Source organism: Streptacidiphilus rugosus AM-16, assembly GCF_000744655.1.
Classification (GTDB): Bacteria; Actinomycetota; Actinomycetes; order Streptomycetales; family Streptomycetaceae; genus Streptacidiphilus; species Streptacidiphilus rugosus.
In genome coordinates this window covers 1,021,399-1,035,787 of record NZ_JQMJ01000003.1, presented here as the reverse complement: position 1 = coordinate 1,035,787, position 14,389 = coordinate 1,021,399, and the positions used below count along the sequence as shown (strand labels likewise).

The 14,389-nt window shown below is 72.5% G+C and carries 16 protein-coding genes; 5 read left to right on the top strand and 11 right to left on the bottom strand.

Features of this window, described 5'->3' with window-relative positions:
- Positions 1–65: 65 nt before the first annotated feature.
- Positions 66–968: an aldo/keto reductase gene (locus BS83_RS08120; protein WP_037603192.1), complete on the top strand. Its 903-nt coding sequence runs from the start codon at positions 66–68 to the stop codon at positions 966–968.
- Positions 969–1,029: 61 nt separating this feature from the next.
- Here the strand turns inward: BS83_RS08120 and BS83_RS08115 are convergent, their stop codons facing one another.
- The 7 genes from BS83_RS08115 to BS83_RS08090 all read right to left on the bottom strand — a co-directional run bounded on the left by BS83_RS08115 (position 1,030) and on the right by BS83_RS08090 (position 7,310).
- Positions 1,030–2,076 (bottom strand): lysophospholipid acyltransferase family protein, encoded by a 1,047-nt coding sequence (locus BS83_RS08115; protein ID WP_037602253.1) that lies wholly within the window; start codon positions 2,074–2,076, stop codon positions 1,030–1,032.
- Positions 2,073–3,155, bottom strand: coding sequence for an NAD-dependent epimerase/dehydratase family protein (locus BS83_RS08110; protein WP_037602251.1), 1,083 nt, complete (start codon positions 3,153–3,155; stop codon positions 2,073–2,075). The genes BS83_RS08115 and BS83_RS08110 overlap by 4 nt, the downstream gene beginning before the upstream one ends.
- Positions 3,156–3,260: 105 nt before the next feature.
- Positions 3,261–3,359: a 30S ribosomal protein bS22 gene (locus BS83_RS43650; protein WP_003948845.1), complete on the bottom strand. Its 99-nt coding sequence runs from the start codon at positions 3,357–3,359 to the stop codon at positions 3,261–3,263.
- A gap of 159 nt (positions 3,360–3,518) precedes the next feature.
- The gene (locus BS83_RS08105; protein ID WP_037602249.1) at positions 3,519–3,728 is read right to left on the bottom strand and encodes a helix-turn-helix domain-containing protein; all 210 of its coding nucleotides are present in this window, start codon (positions 3,726–3,728) and stop codon (positions 3,519–3,521) included.
- Between the two features lie 125 nt (positions 3,729–3,853).
- Complete coding sequence (locus BS83_RS08100) at positions 3,854–4,699, bottom strand: phosphatase (RefSeq protein ID WP_037602247.1); 846 nt, start codon at positions 4,697–4,699, stop codon at positions 3,854–3,856.
- 245 nt (positions 4,700–4,944) lie between these two features.
- Complete coding sequence (locus tag BS83_RS08095; protein ID WP_037602245.1) at positions 4,945–6,105, bottom strand: acetoin utilization protein AcuC; 1,161 nt, start codon at positions 6,103–6,105, stop codon at positions 4,945–4,947.
- Positions 6,102–7,310: an MFS transporter gene (locus BS83_RS08090; RefSeq protein ID WP_037602243.1), complete on the bottom strand. Its 1,209-nt coding sequence runs from the start codon at positions 7,308–7,310 to the stop codon at positions 6,102–6,104. Before BS83_RS08090 ends, BS83_RS08095 begins: the two co-directional genes overlap by 4 nt.
- Positions 7,311–7,486: 176 nt before the next feature.
- On the opposite strand from BS83_RS08090, the gene BS83_RS41530 reads away from it, so the two are divergent.
- Positions 7,487–8,854 carry a M23 family metallopeptidase gene (locus BS83_RS41530; RefSeq protein ID WP_157597020.1) on the top strand — a complete coding sequence of 456 codons (1,368 nt, stop codon included), beginning with the start codon at positions 7,487–7,489 and terminating at the stop codon, positions 8,852–8,854.
- A gap of 132 nt (positions 8,855–8,986) precedes the next feature.
- On the opposite strand, the gene BS83_RS08080 is transcribed toward BS83_RS41530, so the two are convergent.
- Together BS83_RS08080 and proC are read right to left on the bottom strand one after the other, a co-directional pair.
- Entirely contained in the window at positions 8,987–9,634 is a 648-nt protein-coding gene (locus tag BS83_RS08080) for an HAD family hydrolase (RefSeq protein WP_037602241.1), read from the bottom strand.
- 14 nt (positions 9,635–9,648) lie between these two features.
- On the bottom strand, positions 9,649–10,458 hold the full coding sequence (gene proC / locus BS83_RS08075) for a pyrroline-5-carboxylate reductase (RefSeq protein WP_037602239.1): 810 nt from the start codon (positions 10,456–10,458) through the stop codon (positions 9,649–9,651).
- A 105-nt stretch (positions 10,459–10,563) separates the two neighbouring features.
- Here proC and BS83_RS08070 point away from each other — a divergent pair, with 105 nt between their 5' ends.
- A complete protein-coding gene (locus tag BS83_RS08070; RefSeq protein WP_037602237.1) occupies positions 10,564–10,938 on the top strand; it encodes a VOC family protein in 375 nt (124 codons plus the stop codon).
- Positions 10,939–10,964: 26 nt separating this feature from the next.
- Here the strand turns inward: BS83_RS08070 and BS83_RS08065 are convergent, their stop codons facing one another.
- Entirely contained in the window at positions 10,965–11,894 is a 930-nt protein-coding gene (locus BS83_RS08065; protein WP_037602234.1) for a proline dehydrogenase family protein, read from the bottom strand.
- 167 nt (positions 11,895–12,061) lie between these two features.
- Here BS83_RS08065 and BS83_RS08060 point away from each other — a divergent pair, with 167 nt between their 5' ends.
- Together BS83_RS08060 and BS83_RS08055 are read left to right on the top strand one after the other, a co-directional pair.
- Positions 12,062–12,517, top strand: a complete 456-nt coding sequence (locus tag BS83_RS08060; protein WP_037602232.1) for a hypothetical protein — start codon at positions 12,062–12,064, stop codon at positions 12,515–12,517.
- 101 nt (positions 12,518–12,618) lie between these two features.
- A complete protein-coding gene (locus BS83_RS08055) occupies positions 12,619–13,869 on the top strand; it encodes an SCO2583/SCO2584 N-terminal domain-containing protein (protein WP_037602230.1) in 1,251 nt (416 codons plus the stop codon).
- An 18-nt stretch (positions 13,870–13,887) separates the two neighbouring features.
- Here BS83_RS08055 and BS83_RS08050 read toward each other — a convergent pair whose 3' ends face one another.
- Positions 13,888–14,388 carry a hypothetical protein gene (locus BS83_RS08050; protein WP_051942773.1) on the bottom strand — a complete coding sequence of 167 codons (501 nt, stop codon included), beginning with the start codon at positions 14,386–14,388 and terminating at the stop codon, positions 13,888–13,890.
- Position 14,389 lies beyond the last annotated feature (1 nt).

Here is a 14,389-nt window from a genome sequence, read left to right as displayed (position 1 = left end):
CACTCCAGGATTCAGCTGGGACCGAATCAATGGCGGTCACCCTATCCCGCGACAAGCATGCCGCCATGACCTCACCGACGATCACCGCCGCCGCCTCCGGCACCTGGACACTGGGCGACCTGACGGTCAACCGGATCGGCTTCGGGGCGATGCGGCTGCCGCAGACCGGGCCCGCGCTCGTGCCCGGCGCCGCTCCGCGCGACCGGGACCAGGCGATCGGCGTGCTGCGCCGCACCGTCGAGCTCGGCGTGAACCACATCGACACCGCCGCGTTCTACTTCTCACCGCTCCGGTCGGCCAACGAACTGATCAACCGGGCGCTCGCTCCCTATCCGGACGACCTCGTCATCGCCACCAAGGTCGGCCAGCCGCGGGACCCCTCGGGCGCGTGGCTGCCGCACGCCGGGCCGGGACAGCTGCGCGGGCTGGTGGAGGAGAACCTGCGTCAACTCGGCCGCGACCACCTCGACCTGGTGAACCTGCGCATCGTCGGCCCCGACTCGGTCGCCGAGCGCTTCGGGGTGCTGGCCGGGCTCCGCGAGGCCGGGCTGATCCGCCATCTCGGTCTCTCCAACGTCCAGCCGCACCAGCTCGCCGAGGCGCAGGGGATCGCGCCCGTGGTGTGCGTGCAGAACATGTACGGGCTCGGGGTGCGGCCCGACCAGGACGACTTCGTCCGCCACTGCGGCGGGCAGGGCGTCGCCTTCGTGCCGTTCTACTCGATCGCCGCCGACGGTCGGCAGGGCGGGGCGGGCGGGGCGGAGCATCCGGAGGTCCTGGCCGTCGCGCGGGTCCACGGCGTCGCTCCCGCCCAGGTCAGGATCGCCTGGACGCTGCAGCGCGGCCCGCACCTGCTGGCCATTCCCGGCACCGGCGACCCGGACCATCTGGCCGCCAACGTGGCCGCCGGGGCGCTGCGGCTCTCCGCGGACGAGCTGGCCCTGCTGGACGCCCTGCACCACCGCTGAGCGGTGGTGCAGGGCGTCCGGGCGCAGGGCTCAGAAGAACGCGCGCTCCCAGGACGCACGCTCAGAAGAACACCGAGCGGCGCTGGACCAGCATCCGGTAGAGCGTGTGCTGGATGGTCTCCCTGACCTGGTCCGTCAGGTTGAACATCAGCATCGGGTCGTCCGCCGCCTCGGGCGGGTAGGCGTCCGTAGGGATCGGCTCGCCGAACTGGATGACCCACTTCGTCGGCAGCGGCACCGCGCCCAGCGGGCCCAGCCAGGGGAAGGTCGGCGTGATCGGCACGTAGGGCAGGCCCAGCAGACGGGCCAGCGTCTTCGCGTTGCCGATCATCGGATAGGTCTCCTCCGCGCCCACGATCGAGCAGGGCACGATCGGCACCCCGGCCCGCAACGCGGAGGAGACGAAGCCGCCGCGCCCGAAACGCTGCAGCTTGTAGCGGTCCGCGAAAGGCTTGCCGATGCCCTTGAAGCCCTCCGGCCAGACGCCGACGATCTCGCCGTTCTCCAGCAGCCGCTGCGCGTCCTCGTTGCAGGCCAGCGTGTGTCCGGCCTTGCGGGCGAGCTCGTTGACGCCCGGCAGCACGAAGACCAGGTCCGCCGCCAGCATCCGCAGGTTGCGGCCGGCGTGGTCGTGGATCGCCACCTGTGTCATCAGCGCGTCCAGCGGAAGCACGCCCGAGTGGTTGGCCACGACCAGCGCGCCGCCCTCCAGCGGCAGGTTCTCCGCGCCGCGGACCTCCAGCCTGAAGTACTTCTCCGCCAGCGGGCGGACCAGCGAGAGCAGCACCTCCTCGGTCAGCTCCTCGTCGAAGCCGAACTCGTCGACCTCGTAGTCGCCGGTCAGCCGCCGCCGCAGGAAGCCCAGGCCGTTGGCGGCCCGCTGCTCCCATCCCTTGCCGAAGAGCCTGCCCGCCACGCCGCCCAACGGGCCCGCCAGGGCGCCGCCGACCGCGTGGGCGACGGTGTCCGCGATCCCGCCACCCGCGGCGGGCTGCGGCTCGCTCACGGCCTCCGGCGGCTGCGCCGCGGGCGCGCCGCGCCGCTTCGTGATGGGGATGACCTTGGCCTCGCGCTCATCACGCCACGCCTGCTCCCTGGCCGGGCTCATCCCTCTGTCCTCCTGATCGTCGACGTCGCCGCGGCCGCGTCCGGCCTCGGCAGCAGCGTGGCCGCCCGGTCGGTCCAGTCCGCGATCCGCTCCGGCGGCAGCAGTCCCGGGCGCTTGGCCCTGGCCAGTGCCGCGAGAGCCTGCTCCGTGGTGTACGCGGGGGTGTAGCCGAAGGTCTCCCGCAGCAGCGTCGTGTCGACGACCCTGCCGTGCGTCAGCAGCCGCAGCTGCTCGGGGGAGAAGTCCAGCAGCCGGGTCTGCCGGGCCAGGCCCGCCATCCAGCTGACCGCCTGCAGCAGCATCGGCACGGTGGGCTTGCCGAGCCGGCGCGCGGCCTGCGAGAGCACCATGACGCCCTCGCCCGCGACGTTGAACGTCCCGACGTTGGTCGTGCCGCGGCGCGGCTCCATGGCCGCCAGGCGCAGCACCTCCACCGCGTCGTCCTCGTGCACGAACTGCAACCGGGGGTCGAAGCCGAGGACCGTCGGCAGGACCGGCAGCGCGAAGTACTCGTTCAGCGGGGTGTCCGCGTCCTCGCCCAGGATGTTGGCGAAGCGCAGCACCCCGACCGCGACGTCGGGGCGTCGGCGCGCGAAGCCGCGGACGTAGCCCTCGACCTCGACCGCGTCCTTGGCGAAGCCGCCGGTGGGCAGCACCTTGGGCTGCATCCGCTCCTGGAAGACGGCCGGGTCGCGCGGGGCGGAGCCGTAGACGCTGGTGGTCGACTTCACCACCAGCCGCTTCACGCTCGGCGCCTTCTGCACGGCGGCCAGCAGCTGCATGGTGCCGATGACGTTGGTCTCCTTGACCGCGCCGCGGCTGGTGGAGCCCAGGGTGGTGGTGCTGACGTTGAGGTGCACCACGGTGGTGACGCCGTGGTCGGCTATCACCCTGGCCACGACCGGGCGCCGGATGTCGGCGCCGACGAAGGTGTAGGGCGCGGCGCCCTCGATCGCGTGCGCGCCGGGGTGGACGTCGACGCCGACGACGTGGTCGACCCCGGGCTGGTCTCTGATCACCTGCGCGAAGCGGCTCCCCAGATGCCTGCCGACCCCGGTGACGAGTACGACGTTGCCCACGGCGAACCAGCCCCTCTCCCCAGCTCACGGACATGAAAAAGCCGCCCGCACCAGACAGTAACGTCGGTGCGGACGGCTGGACACCTTCGGCGTGGCCGAGTGGTGTTACTTCTTGTTACGACGCTGGACGCGCGTGCGCTTGAGAAGCTTGCGGTGCTTCTTCTTGGCCATACGCTTGCGACGCTTCTTGATGACGGAACCCATGAAAACCCTCACTCACTGGACTAACCCGCGAGCGCGGGCAACAGGGTCCAAACGACTGATGTAGGCCAACAGACTACCCAAGACCGCGCTCGAAACGTAATCCGGCCCGACGCACGGGGCGCCGGGCCGGATCGGTGGATCACTCGTGCGTCATCCTGCCTACGCGGTCTCCCGTCCCACGTAGGAGTCGCGGAGGTAGTCGTGCACCGCTTGTTCCGGTACACGGAACGAGCGGCCGACCCGGATGGCCGGCAACTCGCTGCTGTGCACCAGTCGGTACACGGTCATCTTCGACACTCGCATCACCGAGGCGACTTCCGCCACGGTGAGGAAGTTGACCTCGTTCAGAGGCCGCTCTCCAGACGCCATGACAACACCGAACCTTCTCCGTGTGACGGGCACCGGCTTCCCCTCCGGTGACTTAAGCCAGCACACGCGTATCCCCAGAGTAGTTGCGGGTGGTACGGGTGGGAAGAGGGGGAAGGGCCCCGGGATTACTGAGACAGACCGGCCAGTTGCAGTACGTAGGCAGTAAGCATTCTGTAGCAGTCCGGACGCAGTCCGTCGTCGAGGGGGATCGCCACCTCGACGTGCCCCTCCTCCTCGGCGACGAACACGGCCGGGTCGTTGCTGTCGGCGAAGCCGACGCTGCGGATCCCGAGCCGGCCCGCGCCGCAGGCCCACCCGTGGTCGCCGAGCACCAGGTCGGGCACGGTCCGCTCCTGCTCCGCGAGAGCGGCGAGGGCGATCCGCACGGGCTGCGGCGAGTGGGTGTGGACCGGCTCCCCCAGGGAGCGGGGGGCTCCCTTCTGGTTGCTTGACGCGGTCTCTTCATACACCCTGAGCACGCCGACCTGCTCGCGGTAGTCAAGGGCGCAGGGGCGCGCGCCGTCCGCCCCGTGCATGTCGAAGCTCCGCTCGCGCGCCGGAGTGAGCGTGGCGCATCCGGCGGCCCGCAGGGCTCGCCCGTAGGCGGCGTACATCGGCTGGAGCCGCGAGGGGTGCCCGGTCCCGAGCAGGACGCTGCCGCGCGCCTCGGCGAGCCGCCTCAGCACGGCGGCGAGCCGGCCGAGGGCGTCGGCGGTGAGCTCGGCGTCGATGGTGTCCACGCCGTGCCGGTGCGCGGGGTCGGGATTCACCCCGCAGCGCCGCGCCATCAGCGCCAGCACGTCCGCCTCCCCCCAGGCGCCGTCCGGGTCCAGCCCGAACAGGACGTCGGGATCCCGCCGGGCGAACCGGGCGAAGTTCCGCAGGTTGTGCTCCCGCGTCGTGGCGACGCGTCCGGCCAGTCCGGTCTCCAGCAGATGGGAGACGAGCTCGTCTCGACTGATCGCCTTCACGTGTGCACTCCCTCAGCCAGGCAGCGACCCCAGGGGTCCGGGGAACTGCGCGAGAAACCACGACGAGCGGATGGCCCGGCACGTTCGGTGACTCACCACACAGGGTGGCTTGCCGCGCCCGCCCATGGGAGGCGGACGACGGCAGAGCCTCGCTCCCTGAGGTGGGTGCGACCGGCCCTCCCCTGTGACCTGCGCACTCACGCGCCGGAGGCGCACGGCAGAGCCTGGCGCGCCAGGCGGTGCGACTACAGCAGGAGTCCGTGGTGCGGGAAGACGGCCTTGCGGGTAGCCAGAACGGCCTGGTCGACCCGGTCCGCGGGGTCGTAGCCCGAGTCGAAGTCCTTCCAGGTCGCGGCGAAGCCGTCGGTCATGCGGAGCGGTGCGGTCTCCCGCGTTCTCGCGAAGACCTGGGCGCGCCAGTCCGCGGGGACCTCCGCCTCGGGGGCGATCGGCGCGCCCGCCGAGATCGCGACCAGGTGGGTCCAGGAGCGCGGGACCACGTCCACCACCGCGTAGCCCCCGCCGCCCAGCGCCAGCCAGCGGTCGCCCGCGTGCCGGGACGCCAGCTCGCTCGCGGCGAGCATCAGCGCGCGCTGAGCGTCGAGGCTGACGGCGAGGTGGGCGAGGGGGTCGTCGATGTGGGTGTCCGCGCCGTGCTGGGTGACCAGCGCCTGCGGGCGGAAGGCCTCGACCAGCGGGGGCACGATCGCGTGGAAGGCCCGCAGCCAGCCCGCGTCGCCGGTGCCCGCGGGCAGCGCCACGTTGACCGCGGTGCCGGCCGCGCCGCCCGTCTCCTCCGGCCAGCCGGTCTGCGGGAAGAGCGTGCGCGGGTGCTCGTGCAGGGAGATCGTCAGCACCCGGGGGTCGTTCCAGAAAGCCTTCTCGACGCCGTCGCCGTGGTGCACGTCGACGTCCACGTAGACCACGCGTTCCGCGCCCAGCTCCAGCAGTCTGGCGACGGCCAGCGCGGCGTCGTTGTAGACGCAGAAGCCCGACGCCTGGCCCGGCATGGCGTGGTGCAGGCCGCCGGAGAAGTTGACCGCGTGGCCGCCCTCGCGCCAGACCGCCTCGGCGGCCGCCACGGACTGGCCGGCGATCAGCGCGGAGGCGGAGTGGATGGCCGCGAAGGCCGGGTTGTCCTCGGTGCCGAGGCCGCGGGCCGTGTTCGGGACGCCGGTCGCGCCGACGGCCTCCACCGCCGCGATGTAGCCGGGCTCGTGGACCAGGCGCAGCGTCGACTCCCCCGCCGCCGGGGCGGCGATCAGCCGCAGCTGCGGCAGCCGGTCGAGCTCGAAGGCGCGCACCAGGTCCATGGTGAGCCTCAGCCGGACCGGGTCCATCGGGTGGCCCGGGCCGAAGTCGTACGAGGTGAGGGCGTCGTCCCAGTACAGCCGCGTGACGGTCATACCGCCACGGTATCGGCCTCACGCTCGACCGCGGCGCCCGGCCCGAAGGCCTTGCTGACGGCGAAGACGGAGAGGATCAGCAGCATCGGCACCACCATCGCGATCCGGTAGCCCAGCGCCCCGGCGAGGCCGCCGACGAGCGGGGCGCCGACCAGGAAGCCGACGTAGTTGAAGATGTTGAGGCGGGCCACCGCCGCGTCGGAGTCCTTCGGGAAGAGCCGGCCGCCGGCCGCGAAGACCTGCGGCACGATGACGCTGATCCCGAGGCCGACCACCGCGAAGGCGGCGACCGCGACCCAGGGGCCGGGCGAGAGCGCGACGAGCAGGAAGCCGAGCGCGCAGACCGCCGCGCCGAGGCGCACCGTGCGGACGCTGCCCCAGCTCTGCACGCGGGCGTCGCCGAGCAGGCGGCCGATCAGCATCACGACCATGTAGGCGTTGTAGGGCACCGTCGTCATCTGCTCGGAGCTGTGCAGGCCCTCCTGGAGGTACTTGGCGGCCCAGTTCGAGACCGTGGCGTCGCCGATGTAGGCGACGCACATGGCCAGGCAGAGCGGCAGCAGCGGCTTCCACGGGATGGAGCGGGCAGCGGCAGCAGCGGCCTCCTCGACCGCGTGGCCGAGCTCCGCCGGGCCCGCGTACCAGCGGCCGACGATCAGCACGGTGACGCCGACGACCAGCCCGGTGGTGCCGAACATGGCCAGCAGGCTCAGCTTGAAGTGCACCTGGGCCCAGGCCAGCGAGGCGCCGATGATGCCGCCGAGGCTGAACGCGGCGTAGAAGGTCTGCATGATGCTGCGGCCGTAGCGGTGCTGGAGGGCGACGGCGGACATGGCCTGGCTGGCGTCCAGACCGCCGACGGCGAGACCGAAGGCGGCGAGCGCGACGGCCGCCTCCCACATCTTGTCGCCCAGCCCGACCCCGACCAGGGTCAGGCAGACGACCGGCTGCACGACCCGCAGCACGGCCCGCGGCGAGGTCCGCTTGACCACGTACTCCATGGAGATGGAGCCGACGCCGGCCAGGATCGGCACGGCGGCCAGGAAGAGCGGCAGCAGACCGTCACTGATCCCGTACTGGGTCTGGATTCCGGGGATCCGGGTGACCAGCAGCGCGAAGACCGCCCCCTGGGCGACATAGCTGAGCAGCAGGGCGCTGCGCGCTTGCCTCAGTCCGGGCGAGATCTCGACGGCGGGTGTGGTCATTCCGGTACCTCTGCTCACTGCGGATTGCTACCGACCGGTATCCGAACAAGTTGGCGTGAGCGTACGGACTCGTGGTCGGCAGCGGAACCCCCGTCCGAAAAATGATCGGAAAAGGCAACCCGCGTCGACCCACGTCATTGCCGGGCTGCGCGGCTCGCTGTGCCTACGGTGGGCCTATGGGTAAGGCTACGCGTCCCCGTCTTCGCGCCTCAGGGTCCGCCAACGACCCGGTCGTGCACACGCTGGTCGCCCTCTTCGGGGCGACCGAGGTCGAGCCCGCGCTGGTCAGCGCGGCACTGCTGCGCCGGGTGCCGGTGCAGCGGCTGCAGGAGTCGGTCGACGGGCTGCGCGAGCGCCACGGCGAGTTGCGGTCCGTGCGCCGCCACCGGGACCTGCACCAGTTGGTCTTCGCCCACGGCTCCGAGCTGGTCTGGGCCCGACTGGACGAGGCGGGCCTCCTGACGTCCTTCGTCACCGGCCCCGGCGCGCTCACCGCGAGGCTCGCTGCGAGCACGATCCCGGCGCCGGCCAGGTCCAGCGAGGACCTGCCGACGCCGGCGCCCGCCGCGCCCGCCGAGGCGGCGCCCGGGCCGTCCGGGCCGCCCAAGCCGGCGGCGGTGGCGCGGCTGCAGCGCACGGTGCTGGCCTACGCCGCGGCGACGGCCGCGGAGCTGACCTTCCCCTGGCTGACCGGCACCGCCACGGGCTGGCTGCTGGTCCTGGCGCAGACCCCGGCCTTCGCCTGGTACGCGCTGCGCACCGCGCCGACGCACGCGCTGCCGCCGTGGTTCAGGTCGCTGCCGCTGGTGCCTGCGGTGGTCGCCGTCCTGGCCTACGGGCGGGTGCTCGGCCTGGGGCTGCGCTGGGGGTTCCCCGGACTGCCCGAGATCGGGCTCTGCGTCGGCGTGGTGGGTCTGGCGGCGTGGACCTGGCGGCGCTCCCTGCCCGTTCCCGGAGCGCCGACCGCCCATCCGCTGGTGCTGCGGTCCCCGCTCCGGGACGGGACCTTCGTCTGCACGGAGGCAGGCGGCCCGGCGGTCAACCGCCATGCGGAGGCCTCCCTCGCACCCGGCGGCGACCGGGCGCTGCGGTACGCGGCGGACCTGGTGCAGCTGGGCTCGGGCCCGCAGTGGCGCGGCAGGCGCGCGCTGGGTCTGGCCCCGGCGACGAACGAGCGCTACGCGATCTTCGGCCACCCGGTGCTGAGTCCGGTGGACGGCGTGATCCTGGCGGCGGTCGACGGCCTCCCCGACCACGCACCGGGCGGAACGTCGGCCGGCCACCCGGACGGCAACCACGTCCGCATCGGCACGGACCGCGGCGTGGTCGTCCTCAGCGGCCTCCGCGAGGACTCCGTCCTCCCCCGCCGCGGCCAGCACGTCGCGGCGGGCACGCCGCTGGGCACCGTCGGCAACAGCGCGTCCGCGCCGGAACCCTCCCTCCGCCTCCGCGCCGAGAACAGCGTCGGCCTGGGCCTCCCTTTCCGCCTCACGGAACTCAGGGGCGATCTCACCCGCAATCGGCGCATCACCGTCACCGACTAGGGAACCCTGAGGGGCGCGGGGAACTGCGCGAGCAACCATCCTGTGCGGATGGCCCTGCGCGTTGAGGACCACCCGCACGCCGGTGGTTTCTCGCGCAGTTCCCCGCGCCCCCGGAGGTAGTGCAACGTGCAACTACAGCAGGGCCGGGAACCGGGCCAGGTCGTCGATCAGGCCGGTCGCGGCGGCCAGACGCTCCCGCGGCGTCAGCGCGGAGTAGCCGTAGACGTCCATCCCCGCGGCGCGGGCCGCGGCGACGCCGAGGGGGCTGTCCTCGAGGACCACGCAGCGGTCGGGGGCGACGCCCATCGCCGCCGCCGCGTGGAGGAAGAGGTCGGGGGCGGGCTTGCCGCGGCCGACGTCCTGGGCGCTGAAGAGCTGGGCGTCGGTGAAGAACGGGCGCAGGCCCGTCACCTCGTGGGCGGTGCGGATCCACTCGTGGTGCGCCGAGGAGGCGACGCAGTAGCGGACGGCGTTCGCCTGCGCCCATTTCAGCAGTTCCGGCGCGCCCGCCACCGCGGTCAGATTCTCCCTGAACGCCGCGAAGACCCGGCCGTGGAAGTCCTCGTCGAAGCCGGCCGGCAGCGTCGCGCCCGCGTACCGCTCCGCGATCACGTCGTGGACGGTGTGCGCCGCCGCGCCCATGAAGTCGCGGTAGGAGTCCTCGATCGTGGTCGGGAAGCCCAACTCGGTGAGGTAGTCGGCCAGGAGCCGGTTGGACAGCGGTTCGCTGTCCACCAGGACGCCGTCGTTGTCGAATATCACCAAGTCGTATCGGGGCACCCGGCCAACCCTACCTACTTGCCCCCGGAGGCCAGTTCCTGCGAGCGGTTGCGGGCCGCCTCCAGCGCGCCCAGCAGGGCCGCGCGGACGCCGTGGTTCTCCAGCTCGCGGATCGCCGCGATCGTCGTGCCGGCCGGGGAGGTCACCGCCTCGCGCAGCTTGACCGGGTGCTCGCCCGAGTCGCGCAGCATGACGGACGCGCCGACCGCCGCCTGGACGATCAGGTCGTGCGCGACGGAGCGCGGCAGGCCGAGCAGGATGCCCGCGTCGGTCATCGCCTCGACCAGGTAGAAGAAGTAGGCCGGTCCTGAACCGCTGAGGGCGGTGGCAGCGTCCTGCTGGGACTCGGGCACGCGCAGCGTCTTGCCGACCTGGCTGAAGATCTCCTCGGTCCGCCGCAGGTGCTCCTCCGAGGCGTGGGAGCCCGCGGAGATGACGCTCATGGCCTCGTCGACCAGGACCGGGGTGTTGGTCATCACGCGCACGACGGGCGTGCCGGGCGCGAGGCGCTCCTCGAACCAGGCGGTGGGGATGCCGGCCGCGCCGGAGATCACCAGCCGGTCCGCCGGCAGCTGCGGCGCGAGCTCGTCCAGCAGCGTGCCCATGTCCTGCGGCTTGACCGTGAGGATGATCGTCTCGGCGGCCTTGACGGCCTCCTCGTTGCCGACCGCCTCCACGCCGTAACGCTCGCGCAGCTCCGCCGCGCGCTCGGGGCGGCGGGCGGTGACGAGGACGTCGGCGGGGGCCTTGCCGGCCCGCAGCAGGCCGGAGACCAGGGCCTCGCCGATCTTTCCGGTACCGAGGACGGCGACTCGTTGCGTCATGCCGTCAGTCTCGCACCGCGCGGCGGGACCTTGTCGGAGGCGTCCGAAACGCGGGCAGGCGGGGCGCGGCGCGGCTGCCTAGGCTGGTCGAAGGAGGTGGTTCCGATGCTGGCTGACTTCCCTGCGATCGCCGTGATCCCGGCGAGCGACATCGATCGGGCCAAGCGCTTCTACCGTGACACCCTCGGCCTGAAGCTGACCGTCGACGAGGGCGAGGACGTGCGCTTCGAGTCCGGCGGGCAGGTGTTCACCCTCTACGCGACCCCGAGCGGCGGTCAGGCCGCGCACACGCTGGCCGCGTGGAAGGTCGACGACCTCGCCGCCGAGATGGCCGAGCTGCGCGGACGCGGCGTCCGCTTCGAGGAGTACGACATGCCCGGCCTGAAGACGGTCGACGGCGTGGCGGCGACCGGCGGGGTGCGCGGGGCCTGGTTCAAGGACAGCGAGGGCAACATCCTGGCCGTGGTGCAGGAGGTCTGACACAGGAGGTCCGACCTCCCGCGTGGTCAGCGGCCGACGAGTGCGCGGGCGAAGAAGGCGAGGTTGGCGGGGCGTTCGGCGAGACGCCGCATGAAATAGGCGTACCAGTCGGTGCCGTAGGGCACGTAGACGCGCACGGTTTCGCCCGCAGCGGCCAGACGCCGCTGCTCGTCCTCGCGGATGCCGTAGAGCATCTGGAACTCGTAGCTCTCCTGCGGTCGTCCGGTGCGCACCGCGAAGCGGCCGGCGATCTCGATCAGGCGGGGGTCGTGGGTGGCGATCATCGGATAGCCCTGACCCTCCATCAACAGCCGCAGGCAGCGCACGTAGGCGCGGTCGACCGTGACCCGCTCCTTGAAGGCGAGCGCCTCCGGCTCGTCGTAGGCGCCCTTCACCAGCCGGACCCGCGAGCCCGCGCCGAGCAGTTCGCGGCAGTCGGCCTCGGTGCGGCGCAGGTACGCCTGCAGCACGACGCCGAGGTCGGGGAAGTCCGCGCGCAGCGCGAGGGCGGTGGCGAGGGTGGCGTCCGTCCGCGCGTGGCCCTCCATGTCCACGGTGACGGTGGTGCCGGCCGCGGCCGCTGCGGCGCAGACCGTCCGCAGGCGGTCCGCGGCGAGCGCGTCGCCGGAGCGGCCCAGGCCTGCCCCGAGGGCGGAGAGCTTGACCGAGACCTCGGCGCGGCGGGCCAGGCCGGCCTCGTCGAGCGCCGCCAGCAGGCCGACGTACTCGGCGGTGATCGCCGCCGCGTGCTCGTCGTCCTCGGGGTCCTCTCCGAGATGGTCCAGCGAGACGTGCAGCCCGCGGGCGATCAGCCGGTCCACGGCGGCCACCGCGTCCGCCCGCTCCTCACCGGCGACGAACCGCGCCACCACGGCCTTCCCTCCGGGGGCGCCCACGACGACCCTGCGGGCCTGCGGACTGCGGGCGGCGGCGAGCAGCACGCGACGCGAGAGCATGCCGCCAGCCTAGGCCGTACCGGCCCGCGCCCGGCCGTCGCGCGGTGGCAGGACACGAATTCTCACCGGTTCCTCCCTCGTACGGCCGGTCGCCGCATGCTGATCCCGGGGCAAACTCAGGGAAGTCCCCTATGGCTTCTGCGGCGTCGGGGGCGCACCGTTGAGACATGAGTAGTAGTGAGGTCAGCCCGCGCGAATCCGGCACACTGGCCGCCGCCGCGGCCTCGCGGGGGCCTTGGAAGACGGCGGGTGTCGTCGGTCTGGTGGGCGCCGGCGCGGCGGTCGGCGTCGACCTGGTCACCCTGCACTGGAGCCTGGGCATCCTGGCCGGTCCGGCCAGCATCGGTCTGTTCCTGTTCTTCCTGGTCGGCGGCGCGGGCGCGGCGCTCTCCAAGAAGGGCGGGGATCATCGCCTGCGGCGCTGGGCGGCGGAACACCCGTGGCAGGCCTCGGCGGCGCCCGCCGCCGCGCTGGCGGTGACCAACACGGTGACGCAGTACGTCTTCAGCGGCGACGGCATCTTCGCCAGCATCTTCACCGGCCTCTGGCATGCGGCGATCCTCTACGCGATCGTCGGCGTGGTCAGCAGCGTCGCGGGTGCCAGGCGGCGCTCCGGCGGGTGACCGCCGGGCTCGAAAGGGACATGGCTCGGACACCGAGGCTCTTGCCGGATTCTTAACTGATCATTCCGGCGCGGAGGTTTGACACTGGCCATACTGGCGCGGTGCCGACCACCGATGATCAGTTGAACGACCAGCCAGAGGACCCTTTCGAGAAGCTCGTTCTCGACGAGGAGTTCGTCCGCGCGGCCGAGCACAAGGAGCACTCGGCCCGCTCCCGGATGCTGGCCGCGCGGTGGAAGCACACGCCCCCCAAGGACACGGCCTTCCGCGCGCCGGTCACCCCGACCAGGCGACGCCGCCTGCGCCGCCTCGTCGCCGGCCGCTGGCAGGCGCCGCTCTTCGTGCTGCTCGCGGCCGGTCTGGTCGCGGTCGCCATGAACCCGAAAGCCGTCCACGACTGGGCGCTGAGCAAGGCTCCCGGCACCGGCTCCGTCTCCGGCAACCCCTTCGCCGGCGCGGGCGACACCCCGACCCCCAGCACAGCGCCGAACGAGACGACCACGCCCACCGCCGCACCGCCCACCGAGTTCGACCCGCAGACCCCGACGCTGGAGCACCCCTTCGCGGGCTCCCCGGCCGACTCCTGGCCCAGCGGCGCGAACGCCATCACCGTGCCCGCGGCGCGCGCCGTCGGCGTCTACAGCGCGGCCACGGTCGCCTCGTACCTGCAGCACGCCAAGGACTTCCTGGTCGACAGCAACCTCTCCCCCGCGGTGGTGGGCGGCGGCTATCCGACGGCCGCCCTGGCGCTGATCGATCCGGACGAGAGCAAGCTGCTCACCTCGCTGCGTCACGAACTCGCCCATCCCTCGGCCTCCGGCGACGGCACCGAACTCTTCAGCCGGTTCAACCCTGACCAGGCGATCCCGATCGGCGACGTGGTCAAGATCCAGGGCGAGCTGAGCTACAGGTCGGACGGCAGCGGCGGCCTGGCCATCCACGCCGACGTCACCTTCGTCTACGCCCTCAAGCCCGGGCCGCACCCCACTCCGTGGCTCACCGGCACGTCCGCCGCTCCGTCCGCGAACGCCGGACAGGTCTCGCTGGAGCAGGCCACCCCTGTGGCCGACGATCTGGATGTGGCCCGCAGCATCATCCGCCGGATCGTCGACTTCCAGGTCGCCGACGCCCACGCCTACGAGCACACTCCCGGCAAGCTCTGGATCACCCAGTGGAACCCGGACATCGGCAACAGCGCCTGCGGGGTCAGCAACGGCTTCATCAACCCGGAGTTCCCCGAGTCCATGGGCGCGGACACCGCGAGCCCGTCGGGACCGGCGACCGACCCCTACGACCGCAGCAAGGTCCCCGACGACAAGCAGCAGGGCTGCGGCACGCTGAGCCGCACGTAGCCTCGCCCGGGCAGGGGCTCAGCGGCGGCGTCGGCCCGCCTTCGCCTTCGGCCCGGCCGCCTGCTTCGGGGCGGCCTTGCGGCGGGCGTGGGCGGCCGTGGCCAGCTCGTAGCGGGTGCGCGCGACGCCCTCGCCCGGTGCCTCCATGAGGCTGCGGACGAAGTAGGCGACCAGGGACCCGACGAAGCCGACGATCAGCATGACGCCGATCGACTTCTCGTCCTTCATCCAGCCGCTGAGCGACTCCTTGCCCTGCCCGAGCACGGTCCAGGTGCGGATCGCGGCCACGCAGCTGCACACCGCGATCGCCAGGATCAGCAGCAGTTCGACGAAGGCGCCGGTCTTGGCGATCAGCACGCCCTGCACGGCCAGGCGCATGACGAACGCCCCCGCCACGGCCGCGACCAGCGCGCCGACGCTCACCGCGAGGCGGCGCAGCCAGTAGTCGCGGCCCCGGTCCACCCAGGTGGTACCGAACCAGCGGATGGACTCGGGGGCGGGGGCGATGCTCGTCGACACT